This is a genomic window from Micromonospora sp. LOL_025, assembly GCF_048060285.1.
Lineage (GTDB): Bacteria > Actinomycetota > Actinomycetes > Mycobacteriales > Micromonosporaceae > Micromonospora.
This window is the reverse complement of record NZ_JBHMIR010000005.1, coordinates 54,222-74,480: the sequence shown is the minus strand read 5'-3', so window position 1 is coordinate 74,480 and position 20,259 is coordinate 54,222. Positions and strand designations below refer to the sequence as shown.

Below are 20,259 nucleotides of genomic sequence, written 5' to 3'. Positions count from 1 at the left end.
CCGCGTCGGCAGGGGTCCGTCAGCTCGGAACGTCGCGGCGGCGGAAGCCGGCCGTCCCGGCCACCAGCAGCGCGGCGCCCACCCCGGTCAGCACGACCAGCGGCAGCGCCGCCGGGTCGACCGCCGGGGCCGACGGCACGTGGGTGTACGGCGACAGGTTCAGCGCCGCCTGCGGCAGGTCGAGCACCGCGCCCAGCTGCCCGAGCAGCAGGAACGCGATCAGCGCCGCCCAGGACAGCGCCACCGACCAGCGGGGCAGCAGACCGAACAGCGCCGTCACCACCCCGGCGACCACCAGCAGGGCCGGCAGCCGCACCAGCGCCGCCCCGCCCAGCTCGACGGCCCGGCCGAGGGGGTCGCCGGCGACGAGGCCGTAGCCGAGGCCGGTGGTGAGCCCGCCCAGCAGCACCAGGGCGAGCGCGCCGAGCGTCGCCGCGACCACCTGCGTGGTCAGCCAGCGGGTGCGGCCGACCGCCGTGGCCAGCACCGCCTCCAGCGGCCCGTCGGTCTCGTCGCCGCGCGTGCGCAGCAGCGCCTGCACGACGTACGCCCCGATGGTCAGCGCGAACAGCCCCAGCATCGCCGCCAGGTACGCGTCGATCAGCCGCGCGCCGCCGCCCATGGCGCTGATCGCCTCGGCGGCGGCCGGGTTCTCCTCGATCATGGCGTTGAACTCGTCATTGGCGATGCCCATCGAGAACCCGAGCACCGCCACCCCGACCGCCCAGCCGAGCAGCGTGCCGCGCTGCAACCGCCAGGCCAGTCCGGCGGGGCTGAGCAGCCCGGGCGCGGCCGTGGCCGGTCCGCGTCGGGGCGCGACGAGCCCGGCGCCGATGTCCCGCCGCTCGGCCAGCGCGTAGGCCGCCGCCACCCCGGCGACCAGCAGCGCGACGGGCAGCGCCAGCACCCACCAGCGTTCGCCGCCGCCGAAGGCGCGCACCTGGTTGCCCCAGCCGAGCGGCGAGAGCCAGGACGGCCAGGCGCTGACCACCCGCAGCCCGCCCTCGGTCTGCTCGCCCAGCACGTCTCCGGCCGCGCGGAGCAGGAAGGCGATGCCGACGGCGGCGGCGGCGAGCGCGTTGGCGCCCCGGGAGGTGACCGACAGCTGGGCGGCGACGGCGGTGACGCCGGTGAACGCCACCCCGACGCCACCGACCGCGGCGGCTGCGGCGACCGACCCGGCGAGCGGCAGTCCGGCGCCGGCCAGGGCTGCGGCGAGCAGGGCGGTGGCGGCCACGTTCGCCGCGACGACCACCAGCAGGGCGGCGGTGAGCAGCGCGTACCGGCCGACGACGGAGGCGCCGAGCAGCTCCGCCCGGCCGGTCTCCTCGTTCTGGCGGGTGTGCCGGACCACCGCGAAGGTACTCAGCAGCGCGGCGAGCAGGGCCAGCGTCACGTACGTCTCGGCGACCACCACCGCGCCGAGGTCGGTGCCGGCGATCGGCCCGTTGAACGCGCGGGCGACCAGGCTGGACGCCGACGTGCTGGCGTAGCCGGCCCGGGACGCCTCGTCCGGGTAGAACTCCTTGACGCTGCCGGCGAGGGCGTAGCCCAGCAGGGGCGTGCCGAGCACCCAGATCGCCAGCCGGACCCGGTCGCGGCGCAGCACGAGGCGGGCGAGCCGCCCGGTGCCGGTGAACGCGCTCACCGGGCACCCGCCGGCCGCTCGGCGCCCGGGCTGCGGCCGTCGGTGGGACCCGCCACCGGCGCGGACGGCCCGGCAACGGCGGCGCGCTCGTCGCCGTAGTGGCGCAGGAACAGCTCCTCCAGGGTGGGCGGGGCGCTGGTCAGCGCGCGGACGCCGAAGCGCACGAGGTGCCCGAGCAGCTCGTCGAGGTGGGCGGGCTCGACCTCCAGATGGGTGCGCCCGTCGACCTCGCGTACGTCGTGGACGCCGGGCAGGGCGGCCAGGCCGGTCGCCGGCCGCGCCGTCTCGACCGTCACGGCCGTACGGGTGAGGTGGCGCAGCTCGGTGAGGGTGCCGGACTCGACGGTGCGGCCCTCGCGGATGATGCTGACCCGGTCGCAGAGCGCCTCGACCTCGGCCAGCACGTGGCTGGAGAGCAGGACGGTGGCGCCGTCGCGCGTGAGCTGGCGGACCTCGTCCTGGAACACGGCCTCCATGAGCGGGTCGAGCCCGGAGGTCGGCTCGTCGAGCACGTAGAGCTCGACGTCCGAGGCGAAGGCCGCGACGATGGCGACCTTCTGCCGGTTGCCCTTCGAATAGGTGCGGCACCTGCGCGTCGGGTCGAGGTCGAAGCGCTCCAGCAGGTCGTCGCGGCGGCGCCGGTCGAGGCCGCCGCGCAGCTGGCCGAACAGGTCGATCGCCTCGCCGCCGGAGAGGTTCGGCCACAGGTTCACGTCGCCGGGCACGTACGCTAGGCGGCGGTGCAGGGCCACCGCGTCGCGCCACGGGTCGGCGTCGAAGACCCGCACCTCGCCCGCGTCGCGGCGCAGCAGGCCGAGCAGGACGCGGATGGTGGTGGACTTGCCGGAGCCGTTGGGGCCGAGGAAGCCGTGCACCTCCCCCGCCCCGACCTTCAGATCGAGCCCGTCGAGGGCGCGGACGCTGCCGAACGTCTTGACCAGGTCGTCGATGGAGATGACGGGCATGACCCCTCCTGCCGCTGGCGGTGCCGACGACCCCACTGTACTGACCGATGGTCAGTCGAATCAACAGTGTCGCCTCCCACCGGTCAGGCGTGGCTAGGCTTGCCGCCATGACCGTCGAGGCGCCCGACGACACGCGTACCCGGATCCTGCGCGCCGCGCTCGACCTGTTCGCCGAGCACGGCTACCAGCGCACCTCGCTGCGCCAGATCGCCGAACGGCTGCGGCTGACCAAGGCCGCCATCCTCTACCACTTCCCCGCCAAGGAGCACCTGCTCGCGGCCCTGGTCGAGCCGCTGGTCGCCGACCTGGAGGCGCTGCTCGACGCGGCCGAGGCAGGGCCGGCCGAGCGGGCCCGCTGGACGGTGCTGGAGGGCTGGGTGGACACCATCCTGGGCCACCGCCGCCCGCTCGGCATGCTCTTCCACGACATCGCGCTCGTCGGCCGGGGCGACACCTACCACCGCCTGATGCGGATCGCGATGCGGGCCAACGACCTGATCGCCGGGCCTGACGCCGGGCGCCGGGAGCGGGTCCGGGCGGTGCAGGCGGTCGCCGCTTGCAGCGACCCGGTCGTCTTCTTCACCGACGTACCCGACGCGGTGCTGCGGGCGGACATGCTCGACGGCGTGCGCCGGCTGCTCGGCGACCATGTCGCCGCCGGCCCCGCCGACGACACGGGCACGCCGGGCGACACGGGCACGCCGGCGGCCGGAGTCGGCACGGGCACGGCGGCCGACGGTGGCGCTGGCACCTCGGCAGTCGGCGGCGGTGGCGTGGCGAGGGGCCGGCGCCGGCCGGGGCGGCCACGGGCGATGAGCCCGGAGCAGGTCGAGGCGGCCCGGCGGATGCACGCCGGGGGTGGGCACTCGGCGGACGAGATCGCCGCCGCGCTCGGGGTCTCGCGGGCCACCGTCTACCGCCACCTCGACCCGGCCGCCGCGGAATAGTGAGACGGGTATTGCGACGGTTTTGAGAACGGATGCCGGCCCGTCAGGCGGCGAGGGTGGCGTAGCGGCCGGCGCGCTCCACCAGGCTGTCGTGGCTGCCGGACTCGACGATCCGGCCGTGGTCGAGCACGGCGATCCGGTCCGCGTCACGCACCGTGGAGAGCCGGTGCGCGATGGTGATGGTGGTGCGCCCCCGGGCCACCTCGTCGAACGCCCGCTGCACGGCGCGCTCGGTCTCGGTGTCCAGCGCGCTCGTGGCCTCGTCGAGGATGAGGATGCGCGGGTTGCGCAGCAGCGTACGGGCGATCGCGAGGCGCTGCTTCTCGCCGCCGGAGAAGCGGTGGCCCCGCGAGCCGACGACGGTGTCGTACCCGTCGGGCAGCCCGGCGATCAGGTCGTGGATCTGGGCGGCCCGGGCGGCGGCCAAGATCTCGGCGTCGGTGGCGTCCGGGCGGGCGTAGCGCAGGTTCTCCCGCACGGTGGTGTGCAGCAGGTACGTCTCCTGGCTGACCACGCCGACGATCGCGGCGAGGTCGGCCAGGCGCAGGTCGCGCAGGTCGACGCCGTCGACGGTGATCCGGCCGCTCGTCGGGTCGTGCAGCCGGCTGACCAGCGCGGCCAGGGTGCTCTTGCCGGAGCCGGTCTCGCCGACCAGGGCCAGGACGGTGCCGGCCGGCACGTCGAGGGTGATCCCGGCGACGGCGGAGGTGTCGCTGCCGGGGTAGCGGAAGGTGACGTCGGTCAGGCGCAGCTCGCCCCGGATCCGGCGCGGGTCGACGTCGACCGGCTCGGCGGGGTCGTCCACCTCGATCGGCAGGTCCAGGTACTCGAAGATCCGGGCGAACAGCGCCAGCGAGGCGGTCACCGAGACGCCCACGTTGAGCAGGCCCATCAACGGGCGGAACAGCCCGCCCTGCAACGCGGTGAAGGCGACCAGGGTGCCGATGCTGAGCGTGCCGGCGGCGCCGGGCAGGCCGGCGCTGAGGTAGATGACCGCCGGGATGGCGGCGAAGACGACGCTCATGGTGGCCATCCGCCAGCGGCCGGCGAGTTCGGAGCGCAGTTCCAGGTCGACCAGGCGGTCCGACGAGGCGGCGAAGCGCGCGGCCAGGGCGGGGCCGGTGCCGAGGGTCTTGGCCAGGTGCACGCCGCTGACCGACAGCCCCTCCTCGACGGTGACGTTCAGGTCGGCGAGTTCGCGCTGGCGCTCGGCGGTGATCTCGCGGCGCAGCTGGGCGACCCGGCGGGTCAGCCAGACGGCCGGCGGCAGCACGACGAGGGAGACCAGGGAGAGCCGCCAGGAGAGCGCGACCATCGCGGCCGCCGTGGCGACCACGGTGGTCAGGTTGGCCGCGATCGAGGTGGCGGTCGAGGTGACCACGCTCTGCATGCCGCCGATGTCGTTGGTGATGCGGGACTGCACCTCGCCGGTGCGGGTGCGGGTGAAGAACGACAGCGACTGCCGTTGCAGGTGGGTGAAGACGTCGGTGCGCAGCCGGTGCATGACCTGCTGGCCGACCCGGGTGGAGATCCAGGTCTGCGCCACGCCGAGCACCGAGGTCACGGCGGCGACGGCGACCATGCCGGCGACCAGCGCGACGAGCAGGGCCAGGTCGCGCTCCGGCAGGGCCCGGTCGATCACGGCGCGCAGCAGGAAGGGCGAGGCCATGGCGAGCACCGAGGAGACCACGATGATCGCGGTGACGGTGCCGAGCGCCGCCCGGTGCCGGGCGAACAGGGCGCCGATGCGTCGCAGGGACACCTGGCGGGCCTGCGCCTTCTCGGCGGCGCTGACCTTGCGGGGGCCGCGGTCGCGGCCGGAGGGGACGGGTTCCAAGGGATACTTCCTCACGTCGGATATGCTGAGGTTACCTCAACATGAGGGAGCAACAGCTTTCGCTGCTACCGTATTCCGCGTGACGGCAGACACCGACAGCAGCGAGGACGGCCTGGCCGAGGCGTTCCGGGCGGTGACCCGGCGGCTGCGCCACCGCACCGGCGAGGCGCTCGCGCCCTGGGACGTGACGCCCGGCCAGTCCCGGGCACTCGGCGTGCTGCTCCGGCACGGCGCGATGCGGCTCAGCGCCCTCGCCGAGCACCTGCGCATCGCCCCGCGCTCCGCCACCGAGGTCGTGGACGACCTCGAGGCGCGCGGGCTCGTGCGGCGCCGGCCCGATCCGGCGGACCGGCGCGCCACCCTGGTCACGCCGACCGAGGAGGGCACGCGCGCCGGCGCCGCCATCCACGCCGCCCGCCGGGCCGCCGCCGAGGAGCTGTTCGGCCGCCTGGCGCCCGCCGACCGGGACCAGCTCGCCCGCATCCTGCGTACGCTGCGCGACTGACCGGCCGCCCACCGCCCGGCGCCCACCGACGCCCGTGACCGGGCACCGCCGGGGTTTGCCGCTCCCCGCGGCGGGTAGCCCAGCCACCCGTCCTGCCGACGGGACCGGGCCTCCGCGAGCGGGCGGCCCGGCACACCTGCGACGCCCGACAGGAGAGACCACGGTGGGTCGGATGCCCGGCAAGCCCGGTGACCGCTGACGATGTGCGGCATCAGCGGCGAGGCGAGGTTCGACGGATCGACGCCGGACGCCGACGCGGTGATCCGGATGACCGAGGCGATGCGGTCCCGGGGCCCCGACGGCGAGGGCCTCTTCAACGACGGCTGGGTGACCCTCGGGCACCGCCGGCTCACCGTCATCGATCTCACCGAGGCCGGCTCCCAGCCGATGGTCCGCGACGACCTGGGGCTGGCGCTGGTCTTCAACGGCTGCGTCTACAACTACCCGCAGCTGCGCCAGGAGCTGCGGGACGCCGGGCACACGTTCCACTCCACCAGCGACACCGAGGTCGTCCTGGTCGCGTACGCGCAGTGGGGCGAGCACTTCGTCGACCACCTGGTCGGCATGTTCGCCGTCGTGCTGGTGGACCGCCGGCGACGCCGGCTCGTGCTGGCCCGCGACCGGCTCGGCATCAAGCCGCTCTACCTCGCCGAGTCACCCGGCCGGCTGCGGTTCGCCTCCACGCTGCCGGCGCTGCTGCGCGCCGGCGACGTGGACACCACGATCGACCCGGTGGCGCTGCACCACTACCTGTCCTGGCACTCCATCGTGCCGGCGCCCCGCACCGTCCTGCGCGGCATCCGCAAGCTCCCCCCGGCCACCGTGCGCGTCGTCGAGGCCGACGGACGCAGCCGCCAGCACGTGTACTGGCGGCCCGACTACGCCCGGGACCCCGTCCACGCCGGCATGGACGCCGGGGACTGGCGGGCCGCCGTCGGGGAGGCGCTGCGCGAAGCCGTACGCCGGCGGCTCGTCGCCGACGTGCCCGTCGGCGTGCTGCTCTCCGGCGGCCTGGACTCCAGCATGATCGTGGCGCTGCTGGCCGAGGCGGGACAGCAGCACCTCCAGACGTTCAGCATCGGCTTCGAGAGCCGGGGCGGCGAGACCGGCGACGAGTTCCACTACTCCGACCTGGTCGCCCGCGCCTTCGGCACCGACCACCACCGCATCCGGCTCGCCGACGACGACCTGGTCCCGGCGGTACGCCGCACCGTCCACGCGATGACCGAGCCGATGGGCAGCCACGACGTGGTCGCCTTCCACCTGCTCTCGGAGCAGGTCGCCCGGCACGTCAAGGTGGCCCAGTCCGGCCAGGGCGCCGACGAGGTCTTCGCCGGCTACGGCTACCACCAGCCCCTCGCGCGGGCGCCCCGCGACGCCGCGGCCGCGGCCTTCGCCGACGCGTTCTTCGACCGGGACCACACCGAACTGAGCCGGGTGCTCGACCCGGCGTACGCCTGCGACCGCGACGCCAGCCGCGAACTGCTCGCGGCGGACCTGGCCGCCCCGGGCGCGGAGACGGCGCTGGACGCGGTGCTGCGCCTGGACACCCACCTGATGCTCCCCGACGACCCGGTCAAGCGGGTGGACAGCATGAGCATGGCGTGGGGGCTGGAGGTGCGCACCCCGTTCCTGGACCAGGACCTGGTCGCCCTGGCGGCGGCCTGCCCGCCCGAGCACAAGGTGGCCGACGGCGGCAAGGGCGTACTCAAGGAGGTGGCCCGCCAGGTGCTGCCCGCCGAGGTGATCGACCGGCCGAAGGGCTACTTCCCGGTGCCGGCGCTGCGCAACGTCGACGGGCCGGTACGGCAGCTCGTCACCGAGGCCCTCGCCGCGCCCGCCGCCCGCGAGCGCGGCCTGTTCCGCCGCGAGTACGTCGACGAGCTGCTCGCCGAGCCGGACCGGGCGCAGGCCGCCGCCGGCAGCAACAAGCTGTGGCAGCTCGGCCTGCTGGAACTCTGGCTCCAGTCCCACGACATCCGCTGACCGGGCGCGGCGGGGCGCAGCCGGGCGTCCTGCCCGGCGCGGGTCAGGCGGCACGAGTGAGACGGCGCGGGTCAGGCGGCGCGGGTCTCGGCGGCCAGGTGCTCCAGGACGGCGCGCACGTCGTCGCCGGTGCGGGCCATGACGCGGCGCTGCCGGGTGGCGCCGTTGCCGTCGCGGCGCAGCCGGACCAGCTGGTCGCGTACGTAGTCCAGGTCGCCGTGCCGGGCCAGGGCCGGCGCGACCGAGTCGACGAGCTCGCCGACCAGGTCCCAGGCGGGACGGGCGACGCCGGCGCGCAGGTCGATGAGATCGCCCTCCAGCCCGTCGTGCGCGGCCCGCCAGTGCGCGGCCGAGACCAGGCAGTCCCGGATCCGTCGGGCGGGAAGCCCGGCGCGGACGTCGTCGGCCAGCGTCGCGACGAGCGCGCGGACCAGCCCGGCGACCAGCACGGCGTCGTCCACGGCCGGGCAGACGTCGCCCACCCGCACCTCCACGGTGGGGTACGCGGCCGACGGGCGCGCGTACCAGTAGACCATCGCGGCGTCGAGCATGATCCCGGCGTTGATCAGCTCCGTCACCGTCGCGTCGTAGTCGGCGACCGACTCGAAGTGCGGGGTCGGCCCGATGCTGGGCCAGCGTTCCAGCTGCATGGAGCGCCAGCTGGCGTGGCCGGTGTCGCGTCCGTCGTGCAGCGGCGAGTTGGCGGTGACCGCCTGCACCACCGGCAGCCACGGGCGCAGGTGGTTGCAGACCTGGATGGCCAGCTCGCGGTCGGGCATCCCGACGTGCACGTGACAGCCGCAGACGGCCGGGTCGTGCGCCACCGGCCCGAACCGCCGGGACATGGCGTGGTAGCGCGGTTTGTCCGGCACCGTCCGGTGCGGCTCGTGCACGGGCGTGGCGCCGACCGCGACGAGCCGGGCCCCGGCGGCCTCGGCCGCGTCGCCGGCGGAGCGGCGCAGCGCCACCAGGTGCGCGCGCAGCTCGGCCAGGTCGGCGGTGACCGGCGTGACCATCTCCACCATGCTGTGCCGGAACTCCTGCCGGCTCTGGTCCCGCGCGCTGCCGGACAGGGCGGTGAGCACCCGGTCGGCGACCGGCAGGCTCTCCCCGGTCCGCGGGTCGAGCAGGAGGTACTCCTCCTCGACCCCGAGCGTCAGCGTGCTCCGGTCGGAAGCGGTGGCAGGTGCCGGACGGTACGTCATGGGCGCTCGCGTCCGTTCGTCGGGCGGCGCGCCGGGCGCCGCGCTGCCGGACGACCCGGGTTCCCGGCCCGCCGCGCGGGCAAACGCGCGGGACGAGGGCGTCACCCGCCCGTCAGCACCGAGGCCGCCCGGCGGTCCAGGAAGGCGCGTTCGGCCGCGTTGTCCGTCCGCTCGGCGGCGGTCCGGTACGCCTGCGCCGCCTCCCCCGCCCGGCCGAGCCGCCGCAGCAGGTCCGCCCGGACGGCGTGGAACACGTGGTACCCGGCCAGGTCGAGCCCCTCGACGGCGGCCAGCCCCGCTGCCGGCCCGGCCACCTCGGCGAGCGCGACGGCCCGGTTCAGCGCCACCACCGGCCCCGGGGCGTACGCGGTGAGCTGGTCGTACAGCTGGAGGATCTGCGCCCAGTCGGTGCCGGCGGCGTCGGGCGCGTCGCTGTGCACGGCGGCGATCGCGGCCTGGATCTGGTACGGCCCCGGCAGGTCGCGGCGCAGGCAGCGGCGGACCAGGGCCTGCCCCTCGCCGACGAGCCCGGCGTCCCACCGGCGGCGGTCCTGCTCGGGCAGCGGCACCAGCGCGCCGTCGGCCGTGGTGCGGGCGGGGCGGCGCGCCTCGGTGAGCAGCATCAGCGCCAGCAGCCCCAGCGCCTCCGGCTCGTCCGGCATCAGCCGCACCAGCAGCCGGCCCAGCCGGATCGCCTCGGCGCACAGGTCGTCGCGGACCAGCCGGTCGCCGGAGCTGGCGGTGTGCCCCTCGGTGAAGATCAGGTAGAGCACGGCCAGCACGGCGGGGAGTCGTTCCGGCAGGTCGGCGTCGCCGGGCACCCGGTACGGGATCCCGGCGTCGCGGATCTTGGCCTTGGCCCGGACGACGCGCTGGGCCATGGTCGCCTCCGGCACCAGGAACGCCCGGGCGATCTCGGCGGTGCCCAGCCCGCCCAGCAGCCGCAGGGTCAGCGCGACCCGGGCCGCGGGGCCGAGCGCCGGATGACAGCAGGTGAAGATCAGGCGGAGCCGGTCGTCGCGCACGGGTCCCTCCTCGGCCGGTACGTCGCGGACGTGCAGCAGGGCGGCCTGGGCGTGCCGGTCGGCGCGGGAGGCCTCCCGCCGCAGCCGGTCGACGGCCCGGTTCCGGGCGGTGGTGATGATCCAGCCGGCCGGGCTGGGCGGCGGACCGGTCTCGGGCCACCGCGCCACCGCCACCGTGAACGCCTCCTGCACCGCCTCCTCGGCGAGGTCGATGTCGCCGAGGAGGCGGACCAGGACGGCGACCGCGCGGCCGTACTCCGCGCGGAACACCGCCTCCACGTCGGGCACGGTCAGTCCTCGCCCTGGAAGGGGCGCACCTCGATCGGCAGGGTGGTGGCCAGCGCGTACCGGCGGCCCCACGCCAGCGCGGCGTCGAGGTCGGGCGCCCGGAGGATGGTGATGCCGCCGAGGTGTTCCTTGCCCTCGACGAACGGCCCGTCGGTGACCAGCACCTCGCCGCCGGACGGCCGCAGCACGGTCGCCGTGTGGGGCGCGTGCAGCCCCTGGCCGAACACCCAGCAGCCGGACGCCTCCAGCTCCTCCCGGATGGCGCCCAGCTCGCGCATCACCCCGGCCAGGAACTCCGGGTCCGGCAGCCCGTCACCGTCGGGCTGGTGGATGCTGAGCAGGTACTGCTTCATGGCCCCTCCTCGCGTCGGCAGCCGGCGGCGCCGCCGGCCTCTCATCCTCCACACGAACGGAGCGGGCCCGGATCGACAACCCGCCGGAGATCCGTCGGTCAGCGCGGGGCCACCGCCAGCAGGCCGGCCACGGCGTCGACGCTCTCCGGATGCGCGGCCAGCAGCGCGGACAGCCCGGCGGGAACGGTGGTGCTTGCGTCCACCTCGCGCCAGCCGCCGTCGCAGCCGAGCAGCGCCGCGACGGCGTCCACGCTCTGCGGGTTGGCCGCCAGCAGGGCGGCCACCGGACCGGACCCGACGGCGGGGGCCACGGGGGTCGGCGGCGACGCCGAGGCCGACCACGGCGGCACCCAGGCGTCCAGCGCGGCCAGCGAGCCGGGGAACGTACGCCCCGCCTCCCGCACCAGCAGCGGCACCAGCTCCGCACCGTGCTCGCGCAGGGTGGTGATCAGCGCGGGCAGCCAGGGCAGCAGGACCGGGTCGGGCAGCCGGGCGAACGCGGACGACATCACCTCCACGACGAACGGGGCGAGCCCCGGCACCGGCTCCAGGGCCTGCACGAAGCCGCTGAGGTACTGCGGGAAGGCGGGCACCACCAGCGGGTTGGCGAGCAGCGCGGCGCACCGCTCGCGCAACTCGGCCAGGGGCAGCAGGCCCAACTGGTGTCGGGCGGCCCAGAGCAGCGCCACCTTGGCCGGCGCCTCCGGGTGGGACTGCGCGACGGCGAGTTCGAGCTGGGACCGGTCGCAGCCCAGGGAGAGCGCCAGGCTCTCCATGCCGAACAGGAAGCCCAGCATGGCGCCGACCTGCCGCACCCCGCTCTCCTCGTCGAGGAACGCGGTGGGCAGCAGGGTGCAGTAGTGCGCGTACCCGGTGGTCACGAACGCCTCGCACCAGGCCGGCAGCGGCCCGGTGGCGCGATGGTGGGCCAGCAGCCGCCGGATCCGGCGCAGCACCTCGGGGGCGTCGTCGACGGTGCGTTCGGCGGCGAGCAGCTCCACCGCCCGGGCGCCGAGCTCGTCGACCAGGCGCGGGCTGTCGAGCAGCCGGATGGCGTCCTCGACGGCCTCCAGCGCGACCGAGGCCGTCGCCTCCGGGCCCCGCACGGCGCGGCGCAGGCGCTGCTCCAGCACCTGCTCGACGGTCACCCCCTCGTAGCCCAGCTCGATCAGCGCCCGCTGGCTGCGGCCGAGGGCCAGGTCCCAGCTCTCCTGAATCGAGCGGTGCCCCAACCGGCGCTCGCCCATGATGGGCCGGACCGCGTCGCGGGGCAGCAGGTGCCGCAGCCGCCACAGCAGGTCCGAGCAGGGCACCAGCTCGGGGTTGGCCCGCAGGTCCACCAGGGCCCGCTGGATCGTGCGTTTCTCCAGGTCCAGGCCGAGCGGGGCGAGCCGGTCGTGGACGTCGCGGGCGAGCGGCGGAAGGGCCTCGTAGCCCACCTGGCCGACCCGGTCGCCGCCGAACAGGATCTCGCAGAGCCGGCGGACGTCCCGACGGCCGGGGACGACGTCCTTCTCGATGCAGGTGACCGCCGCGTCGGCGAAGTCGTACGGCGTGGGGCGGGCGCGGTTGCGCAGGCCGGCGAGGAGGATCGAGGTCTCGAAGACGGCGATCGCGTCGGCGGTGCTGGCCAGGTAGCCGTTGCGCCGGGCCAGCCGGACGATGTCGACGCACCAGCCGCGCAGCTCCGCCTCGTCCAGGCCCTGCGTCGTCGGCGGCTGCGCCAGGTATCCGGAGAGCCGGTCGGCGACCGGGGCGGCCGGCGCGGGGGCCGGGGCGGCGCGGCGGCGGCCACCGGCGCGGGTCCGGCCGCCGCGCTGGCCCTCCAGCCGGAACGGGCTGAGCCCGGTGCGGGCGACCGCCTTGGTCCAGGTGGCGGCGGCGATCGACACCGAGCCGGGTGCGAGGCCGAACTGCGCCTCGATGGCGGAGTGGCTGGACGGGATCAGCCCGTAGTGCCACCGGGTGCCGGTGCGCGGGGTGATCTCGAACGGGACGTCGGCCCGCAGCCCGAACTGCTCCACCCGGCTGGCGGCGTGGAACGCGCCGCAGACGTAGAGGCAGTCGGCGGGATCGGCCCCGGAGGCGGCGAGGTGCTGCCGCATCCGGGTCCACATGTAGCGCTCCCGGTCCTCGTCGCGGTCCTGCCGGTCCGAACCGGCCGGGCGCAGCCGCCGGAACAGGCTGCCGATCAGCACCATCACCTGCCGGTAGGTGTCGTGGTCGGCGTCGGCCAGGGGCTGCTCGACGTACTGGTCCCACCACTCCGACCAGTGCCGGACCTTGCCGTGGTGCAGCAGGTACGCCTCCAGCTCCGCGAAGCGGGGCCGCAGGTCGCCGATCTCGACGCCGACCGCGTCGCCGTGCAGGGCGGCCTCCTCCCCCGTCGGCGCGGCGGCCTCGACGTCCCCGCCGGCCGGGGCCTCGTCGGTGTCGTCGGCGGCACGGCACGGCGACCACTGGAAGACGTGGTCGGTGGAGCGGTCCACCAGCACCAGCTCGACGCCCGGCGTCTCCAGCGCGTACGCGACGGCCTGGTATTCGGCGCTGGCCTCGGTGATCGGCGCGACCACGCTCAGCGGCCCCCAGTCGGCCGGGAAGCCGTCCAGCTCCGAGGCGAAGGCCTGCACGGCCACCGGCAGGCGGCAGTTGCGCAGCTCGCCCAGCAGCGGCTGGAGGTCCTCGCAGAGCTCCAGGTAGATCACCTTCGGCTGCTTCGCGCGCAGCCTGCGCACCATGGCCAGCGCGGACGCCGGGGAGTGGTGGCAGACCGGGAAGATCTCCAGTTCCTCGCCGAGGGCGCGGTCGACGTCGTCGACCATGCCGGCGAGGATCTCGGCGACGGCGTCCGAGCTGCCGGCGAAGGTGCCGGCGGCGGCCGTGAGCTGCTCGCGCAGCGCGCCGAACGGCCCGGCCGTGGTGGGGGCGGTCACGACAGGGCGGCGATCGCCTGGCGGCCACCGTCGAGGAAGCCCTCCCAACCGCCGCCGTCCTGCTTGGCCCGGGGCTCGACCACCCCGTGCAGGTACTTGTTGAGGATCGCCAGGTCCTCCGGGCTGCGCCGGGCCAGCGAGCCCACCAGCGACCCGGCCAGCGTCGCGGCGCGCAGGGTGCGGTCGCCGAAGAACTGGCTGTGCAGGATCGCGTCCTCCAGGACACCGATCTGCTCGGCGGTGGACAGCGCCGACTCCAGCTTCTCGTCGTCGCTGGTCGCCGAGGTGGCGGCGGCGCGCAGGTCGGCGAAGCTCTGCAACAGGATGTCCAGCAGGGTGGGCGGCACGTCCAGCTCGATCTGGTGGCGGCGCAGCAGCTCCTCGGTGCGGAAGCGGACGATCTCGGCCTCGCTGCGCTTGTTCGTCACCACGGGGATCCGGACGAAGTTGAACCGCCGCTTGAGCGCGGAGGAGAGATCGTTCACGCCCCGGTCCCGGCTGTTCGCGGTGGCGATGATCGAGAAGCCGGGCTTGGCGAAGACGATGTTGTCGTGGTCCAGCTCCGGGATCGAGACGTACTTCTCCGACAGGATCGAGATCAGCGCGTCCTGCACGTCGCTGGTGGAGCGGGTCAGCTCCTCGAACCGGCCGACGGTGCCCTGCTCCATCGCCGTCATGATCGGCGAGGGAATCATGGACTCGCGGGACTGACCCCGGGCGATGACCATGGAGACGTTCCACGAGTACTTGATGTGGTCCTCGGTGGTGCCGGCGGTGCCCTGGACCACCAGGGTCGAGTTGCGGCAGACGGCGGCGGCCAGCAGCTCGGCCAGCCAGCTCTTGCCGGTGCCCGGGTCGCCGATCAGCAGCAGGCCCCGGTCCGACGCCAGGGTCACGATGCTGCGTTCGACGAACGTACGGTCGCCGAACCACTTCTGCGGGATCTCCCGGTCGAGCCCGTCGGCCCGTTCCGAGCCGAGGATGAACAGTCGGACCATCCGCGGGCTCAGCCGCCACGAGAACGGCTTCGGGTCGGTGTCGACCGACTCCAGGAAGTCGAGTTCCTCGGCGTACTTGACCTCGGCGGGGGCGCGGAGCATCTCGGACATGAGGGTGTTCTCCTAGGTGAGGAAGCTCTTGAGCTCGAAGACGAGTTTGCGGATGTGGCCGGAGATGACCGGGGTGCCCAGGTCCTTGAAGCGTTGCCGGAACCAGGGGTTGACGCTCTGCTGGCCCGAGCTGTTGACCGAGCCGACCGGGATGAACCGCACCCCGGAGCGGTGAACCGCCTCGATGCCGTCGAACAACGGCTGGGAGCGGTCGAACTCGTAGAAGTCCGAGATCCACACCATGACCGTGTTCCTCGGCTCGACGATCTTGGGGCGGGCCAGCGCCATCGCGACCGGGCCGTCGTTGCCGCCGCCCAGCTTGGTGCGCAGCAGCACCTCGAACGGGTCGTGCACCCACGGCGTGAGGTCCAGCGCCCGCGTGTCGTACGCGATCAGGTGCACGTCCACCTTGGGCAGGCCGGCGAAGATCGATGCGAGGATGGTGCAGTTGACCATCGAGTCGACCATCGAGCCCGACTGGTCCACCACCACGATCAGCCGGGCCGGCGTGACCCGGCGGGCGGTCTGCCGGTAGTAGAGCCGGTCGACGTAGAGGCGCTCGTCCTCCGGGCTCCAGTTCGTCAGGTTCTGCCAGATGGTGCGGTCGAGGTCGAGGTTGCGGTACACCCGCTTCGGCGGCACGGACCGGTCGACGACGCCGACGCTGGTCTGCGCGACCTGGGTACGCAGCACCTCGGCGACCTCGTCGACGAACCGCCGGATGAGCGCCTTGGCGTTGGCCAGGGCCACCCCGGAGAGGTTGGACTTGTCGCGCAGCAGCTGCTCGATCAGCGACATGCTGGGCGTCAGCCGGCTGGCCAGCACCGGGTCGGCCAGCACCTCCCGCAGGTGCATGCGGCGGACCAGGTCGCCCTCGATGCCGGCCAGCACCTTGCCCAGGCCGTCGCCGTTGCCCTGCCGGCGCAGCCCGCCGGGTTCCATCCCGAGCGCCTGCTCGAACCAGCCGGCGTCGGACTGCCACCGGGCCAGTTGGCCGGCGTCGACCGCCCCGTGGCCGGTGGCGAAGACGTTGAGCAGCAGCTTCGACACCAGCGCGGCGCGGCGTACCTCGGCGGCACCCGGCGCGGACGCCGCCCCGTCTCCACCGGGCTCGGTCGCGGGCTCGGCGGGCTCGCCACCGGGCTCGGCGGGGGCGTCGGGCGCCGCGGCGGCGGGAGCGTCGGGCGCGTCGGGCGCCGCGGCGTCGGGAGCGTCGGGAGCGTCGGGGGCGTCGGGGGCGTCGGGCGTCGGTCGGAGCAGGCCGCGCAGCTCGTCGGCGACGGCCGGGAAGCGCTGGACGACGGTGTCCACCGACACCGCCGGGTCCAGCAGGGCGGCCGGCAGGCCGAGGTCGTCGACGACGGCCATGCTGGCCGACTCCAGGGCGGGCTGCTCCTCGGGGTCGAAGAGCCGGGCCAGCAGCCGCCAGTAGAGCACCTGGCGCCGGTTGGCGTCGGCGAGGTCCGCGGGGTTCGGGGAGTCGGTCATCGGCGCAGCAACCGTCCCGCGCGCTCGCGCAGCACCGCCACGGCGTCGCCCGCCTTGGCCTCGGCCTTGGCGATCTTCGGGTCGGTGACCCCGCCCGCCCAGTCGCCGGTGTGCGCCTCGACCGGCCGACGTTTGACGGTGGCCAACACCGCCAGGGGTTGCAGCAGCCAGCGACCGTCGTCCCACCGCACCAGGCCGAGGCACGCGGAGGAGGCGGCCACCAGCTCGGGGGTGAGCGGGCCGCATGAGGGCAGCCGGTCGACCGCGACGGCGATCGACTCGCCGTCCAGTTCGAAGGTCGTCGTGCCGTCGTCGTCGCGCACGGCGTAGCCCTCCACCAGCACGGGCTCGGCGATCCCGACGGGGTGCCGCTCCAGGGGCGCCGACGCCGCCGCGACCGCGGTCGGCAGCAGGACCCGGGCGGTGGCGAACGGGTCGGCCGGCTCGCCGGGGCGCACCCGGTCGTCCTGCCAGAGCAGGTCCGCGCCGTGCAGCGGCAGACCCGTGACGGTCACGCTGCGCCGTTCGGCCAGCGCGGCCAGCAGCACGGGGTGGGCGTCCAGCAGGCGCCACAGCGCCGGCCCGACGATCGTCTCCACCTTGACCGCGCCGACCGCGCAGCGGACCAGCCGGGGCGGCCCGCCGTCGGCCGGTTCGAGGATCGCGTGCAGCTGCGCCTGCACGGCGGTGTCGTGCTCGTGCACGTCGACGCCGAGCACGAGCAGCCGCCCGGAGACCTCCTCGACGGCGGCCGGGACGGACGCCGTCGCCCCGTCCTGGGCGAGCAGCGCGCCCCGGGCCCAGAGGTCGGCCCAGCGCCGCAGCGGCGGCTGCGCCATCGTGGCGACCGGCAGGCAGGCCCGCAGCTCGGCGGCGAGCCCGTCGAGCAGCACCGCCAGCCGGCGCAGGCCGGGCTCGGCCAGGGCGGCCTCGACCGGCGCCCCCGCCGCGGCCACCAGCTCGTGGTCCAGGCCGCCCCACCCGGTCACGGCCACCTCGTGCAGCCAGGCGCGGGCGGCGGCGCGGGCCGGGGAACCGGCGCCCGGGGGCTCGACCGCGCCGGGCGCCCAGGCGGCGCGGGCCCGGCCCAGCGCGGTGTCGAGCTGCCCGAGCAGCGCGTCGTGGGCGGCGCCGAGCAGCGCGCACCGGGCGCCGGCGAGGGCGAGGAGGTGTTCCTCGGCCACCGAACCGGCGGTCACCTTGGCCACCGCCTCGGCGAGCCGGTCGCCGAGCGGGGTGGTGGTCAGCGCGCCGGCCAGGGCGGCCAGCGCGGCGGCGTCGGCCTCACCCACCCGGGCGAGGCCGCGGAGCAGGGCGTCGTCGAGGCCGGCGACCAGGTCGAGGGCGTCGGTCAGGCCGGCCGGGATGCCGTCGCGCAGGACGGCGAGCTGCGTGCCGAGCATCAGCGGGCCGCCCCGGTGGCCGGGAACCAGTGCAGCTCGGGCAGGGGGACCGTGCTGCCGGGCAGTTCCAGGTAGGACAGGTGGCGCAGGAAGCGGCTGAACACGACGGCGGCGGGGGTCGGCTCGTGCCGCCCGTCCAGCGCGGCGAGCAGCTCCCGGGCGGTGTCCGCCCCCGCGCCGACGTCGACCCGCAGGTAGCGGGCGACCCGGTCGGCGCCGTACTGGAGCAGTGCCTCGTCGGCCAGGGCGTGCAGGTGCTTGCACGGCGTGCCGCGAAGCCCGCCGCAGGGACGGTTGTTGTTGGTGCTGCAGTGGTAGGCGTGGGTGCCGGAGGCGATCGACGAGACGTAGACCCGGTCGACGTCCGACCCGCTGGAGACCACGCCCTGCAACCGCCCGTCGGCCAGCTCCACGAAGGGCACCTTGGCCAGCTTGCGGGGCCACGCCGGGGGCACCACCCGCACCGTGCTGCGCCGTCGCCACGCGGTGCGTTCCGCGTCAGCCACTGTCCGACCTCCCGTCCGCCGCTCCCGGCGCCGCCCATGACCATCCGGACGCCGGAAGGGATGCCGGCGTCGGTGTGACGACAAGGATCATGGACCACGGGTACGACACGACCCCGGTCGGGTTTGCCGACTGCGGTCGCCCGGGGACCCGCCCGTCCCGCGCGCGCCACGGACACGCCGAATCACGGCTCGCTTAAATAAGTCTGGCGTGATACAAACTGTCCGTGCACGCCTTCGACGTACTCGGTGACCCGGTGCGGCGCCGCATCCTCGAACTGCTCACCGACGGCGAGATCACCGCCGGCGGGCTGTGCGACGTGATCCGGCGGGAGTTCGGGATCTCCCAGCCGGCCGTCTCCCAGCACCTCAAGGTGCTGCGGGACAACGGCTTCGCCACCGTGCGGGCGGAGGGGACCCGGCGTCTCTACGCCGTCGATCCCCGGCCGCTGCGGGAGGTCGACCGCTGGCTCGACCACTTCCGGCGGTTCTGGACGCCGCCCCTGCACGCCCTCGCCACCGAGCTGGCCCGAGGCAAGCGCGAACGGCGGCTGCGCGAGCAGCCGCCCACGACAGACGACACGACCGACCACGGGAGAGACCGATGATCGACGCGACCGAGCAGATCAACGCCGTACGCCGCCAGCTCGGCCGGCGGGTGCTGGAGGCCGGCGAGGCCCGGGTGATGACCATCAGCCAGACGTACGACGCGCCGTTGGAGGAAGTCTGGGACGCCTGCACCAACGCCGAACGGATTCCCCGCTGGTTCATGCCGGTCTCCGGCGATCTGCGGCTGGACGGCCGCTACCAGCTGGAGGGCAACGCCGGCGGCACGATCGAGCGCTGCGACCCGCCGAAGGGCTTCGCCGCCACCTGGGAGTTCGGCGGCGAGGTGAGCTGGATCGAGGTGCGGCTGACGCCGGTCGAGGACGGCCGGACCCGGTTCGAGCTGGAGCACGTCGCGCACGTCGACCAGGAGCGCTGGGATGAGTTCGGTCCGGGCGCCCTCGGGGTCGGCTGGGACCTGGCGCTGCTCGGCCTGGCGTCGCACCTGGCCGCCGACGGCAGCGGGGTCACGCCGGAGGAGAGCGAGGCCTGGTCTGTCTCCGAGCAGGGCCGGCAGTTCGTGACGGCGAGCAGCGAGCGGTGGGGCGAGGCGAGCGTCGCCGACGGCACCGACGCCGAGGCCGCGCGGGGGGCCGTGGAGCGCACCACCGCCTTCTACACCGGCGCGCCGACGGCCTGACCGCCCGCGCACCCGGCCGGCTGCGCGGCGGCGGCCCCGCGCAGCCGGCCGACAGACCCGGCGGCGGCCCCGCGCACCCTGCCGACAGGCGCGGCGGCGGCGCCGCCCGGCGGGTCGACGCGGCGGCGGCCCCGCGCGCACCGGGGCGGTCGGCGCGGCGGCGGTCCCTCCCCGCACGCCGGGCGGGCGGAAAAGCGCGCGCGTTCCGTCGGACCCCTCGGGCAGACTCGCCGCCATGTCGCCACGATCCGTCGCCGAGCTCGTCGCCGCCCTCCAGGCCGGCGAGAAGATCCGCTACCTGCACTTCTGGGGTCACCGACCGCAGCGTGACGGAAGCGTCGGGCCCGGCTGCCTGAGCCAGTGGTGGCCGGCCTCGTTCACCGACGGTCAGCGGACGTACGCCACCGCCGAGCACTGGATGATGTGGCACAAGGCGATACTGTTCGGCGACGCGGCGGCCGCCGACAGGATCCTGGCCGCCGGGCACCCCCAGCGCGCCAAGTCGATCGGCCGCCAGGTGCGGGGCTTCGACGAGGCGACCTGGGAGGCCCGGCGGCACGACATCGTGGTGGCGGGCAGCGTCGCCAAGTTCGGTCAGCACGACGACCTGCGGGCGTTCCTGCTCGGCACCGGTGAACGGGTGCTCGTGGAGGCCAGCCCGCTCGACCGCGTCTGGGGCATCGGCCTGGCCGCCGACGACCCGCCCGCGGACGATCCGGCGCGCTGGCAGGGCGCGAACCTGCTCGGTTTCGCCCTCATGGCGGCCCGCGACGCCCTGCGCGCGGGTGCCCGGTGAGGACCGCGGTCTGATCAGGGTC

17 protein-coding genes are annotated in these 20,259 nt (G+C 75.1%); 6 read left to right on the top strand and 11 right to left on the bottom strand.

Annotated features, from left to right (window positions below):
- Positions 1-19: 19 nt before the first annotated feature.
- Together ACFHW0_RS09030 and ACFHW0_RS09025 are read right to left on the bottom strand one after the other, a co-directional pair.
- Positions 20-1,648 (bottom strand): ABC transporter permease, encoded by a 1,629-nt coding sequence (locus ACFHW0_RS09030; RefSeq protein ID WP_416606828.1) that lies wholly within the window; start codon positions 1,646-1,648, stop codon positions 20-22.
- Positions 1,645-2,613 carry an ATP-binding cassette domain-containing protein gene (locus tag ACFHW0_RS09025; protein ID WP_416606827.1) on the bottom strand — a complete coding sequence of 323 codons (969 nt, stop codon included), beginning with the start codon at positions 2,611-2,613 and terminating at the stop codon, positions 1,645-1,647. The genes ACFHW0_RS09030 and ACFHW0_RS09025 overlap by 4 nt, the downstream gene beginning before the upstream one ends.
- A gap of 107 nt (positions 2,614-2,720) precedes the next feature.
- On the opposite strand from ACFHW0_RS09025, the gene ACFHW0_RS09020 reads away from it, so the two are divergent.
- Positions 2,721-3,560, top strand: coding sequence for a TetR family transcriptional regulator (locus ACFHW0_RS09020; RefSeq protein WP_416606826.1), 840 nt, complete (start codon positions 2,721-2,723; stop codon positions 3,558-3,560).
- Between the two features lie 43 nt (positions 3,561-3,603).
- Here ACFHW0_RS09020 and ACFHW0_RS09015 read toward each other — a convergent pair whose 3' ends face one another.
- The gene (locus ACFHW0_RS09015) at positions 3,604-5,397 is read right to left on the bottom strand and encodes an ABC transporter ATP-binding protein (protein WP_416607021.1); all 1,794 of its coding nucleotides are present in this window, start codon (positions 5,395-5,397) and stop codon (positions 3,604-3,606) included.
- 79 nt (positions 5,398-5,476) lie between these two features.
- Here ACFHW0_RS09015 and ACFHW0_RS09010 point away from each other — a divergent pair, with 79 nt between their 5' ends.
- Complete coding sequence (locus tag ACFHW0_RS09010; protein WP_416606825.1) at positions 5,477-5,902, top strand: MarR family winged helix-turn-helix transcriptional regulator; 426 nt, start codon at positions 5,477-5,479, stop codon at positions 5,900-5,902.
- A 201-nt stretch (positions 5,903-6,103) separates the two neighbouring features.
- A complete protein-coding gene (locus tag ACFHW0_RS09005; protein ID WP_416606824.1) occupies positions 6,104-7,888 on the top strand; it encodes an N-acetylglutaminylglutamine amidotransferase in 1,785 nt (594 codons plus the stop codon).
- 71 nt (positions 7,889-7,959) lie between these two features.
- Here ACFHW0_RS09005 and ACFHW0_RS09000 read toward each other — a convergent pair whose 3' ends face one another.
- From ACFHW0_RS09000 to ACFHW0_RS08965, 8 genes are all read right to left on the bottom strand, one after another.
- On the bottom strand, positions 7,960-9,093 hold the full coding sequence (locus ACFHW0_RS09000) for a carboxylate-amine ligase (protein ID WP_416606823.1): 1,134 nt from the start codon (positions 9,091-9,093) through the stop codon (positions 7,960-7,962).
- A 101-nt stretch (positions 9,094-9,194) separates the two neighbouring features.
- Positions 9,195-10,406 carry an RNA polymerase sigma factor gene (locus ACFHW0_RS08995; protein ID WP_416606822.1) on the bottom strand — a complete coding sequence of 404 codons (1,212 nt, stop codon included), beginning with the start codon at positions 10,404-10,406 and terminating at the stop codon, positions 9,195-9,197.
- Positions 10,407-10,408: 2 nt separating this feature from the next.
- Positions 10,409-10,759, bottom strand: a complete 351-nt coding sequence (locus ACFHW0_RS08990; protein WP_416606821.1) for a YciI family protein — start codon at positions 10,757-10,759, stop codon at positions 10,409-10,411.
- A gap of 98 nt (positions 10,760-10,857) precedes the next feature.
- Complete coding sequence (locus ACFHW0_RS08985) at positions 10,858-13,692, bottom strand: hypothetical protein (protein ID WP_416606820.1); 2,835 nt, start codon at positions 13,690-13,692, stop codon at positions 10,858-10,860.
- Positions 13,689-14,801 (bottom strand): ATP-binding protein, encoded by a 1,113-nt coding sequence (locus ACFHW0_RS08980; RefSeq protein WP_416606819.1) that lies wholly within the window; start codon positions 14,799-14,801, stop codon positions 13,689-13,691. The genes ACFHW0_RS08985 and ACFHW0_RS08980 overlap by 4 nt, the downstream gene beginning before the upstream one ends.
- Positions 14,802-14,813: 12 nt before the next feature.
- Positions 14,814-16,289, bottom strand: coding sequence for a VWA domain-containing protein (locus tag ACFHW0_RS08975; RefSeq protein WP_416606818.1), 1,476 nt, complete (start codon positions 16,287-16,289; stop codon positions 14,814-14,816).
- Positions 16,286-17,692, bottom strand: coding sequence for a hypothetical protein (locus tag ACFHW0_RS08970; protein ID WP_416606817.1), 1,407 nt, complete (start codon positions 17,690-17,692; stop codon positions 16,286-16,288). The genes ACFHW0_RS08975 and ACFHW0_RS08970 overlap by 4 nt, the downstream gene beginning before the upstream one ends.
- On the bottom strand, positions 17,692-18,198 hold the full coding sequence (locus ACFHW0_RS08965) for a hypothetical protein (RefSeq protein WP_416606816.1): 507 nt from the start codon (positions 18,196-18,198) through the stop codon (positions 17,692-17,694). The genes ACFHW0_RS08970 and ACFHW0_RS08965 overlap by 1 nt, the downstream gene beginning before the upstream one ends.
- Positions 18,199-18,422: 224 nt before the next feature.
- On the opposite strand from ACFHW0_RS08965, the gene ACFHW0_RS08960 reads away from it, so the two are divergent.
- The 3 genes from ACFHW0_RS08960 (at position 18,423) to ACFHW0_RS08950 (ending at position 20,237) form a co-directional block, all read left to right on the top strand.
- Positions 18,423-18,803, top strand: a complete 381-nt coding sequence (locus tag ACFHW0_RS08960; RefSeq protein ID WP_121398794.1) for an ArsR/SmtB family transcription factor — start codon at positions 18,423-18,425, stop codon at positions 18,801-18,803.
- Positions 18,800-19,441: an SRPBCC family protein gene (locus ACFHW0_RS08955; protein WP_416606815.1), complete on the top strand. Its 642-nt coding sequence runs from the start codon at positions 18,800-18,802 to the stop codon at positions 19,439-19,441. Before ACFHW0_RS08960 ends, ACFHW0_RS08955 begins: the two co-directional genes overlap by 4 nt.
- A gap of 235 nt (positions 19,442-19,676) precedes the next feature.
- Positions 19,677-20,237, top strand: a complete 561-nt coding sequence (locus ACFHW0_RS08950) for an NADAR family protein (RefSeq protein WP_416606814.1) — start codon at positions 19,677-19,679, stop codon at positions 20,235-20,237.
- Positions 20,238-20,259 lie beyond the last annotated feature (22 nt).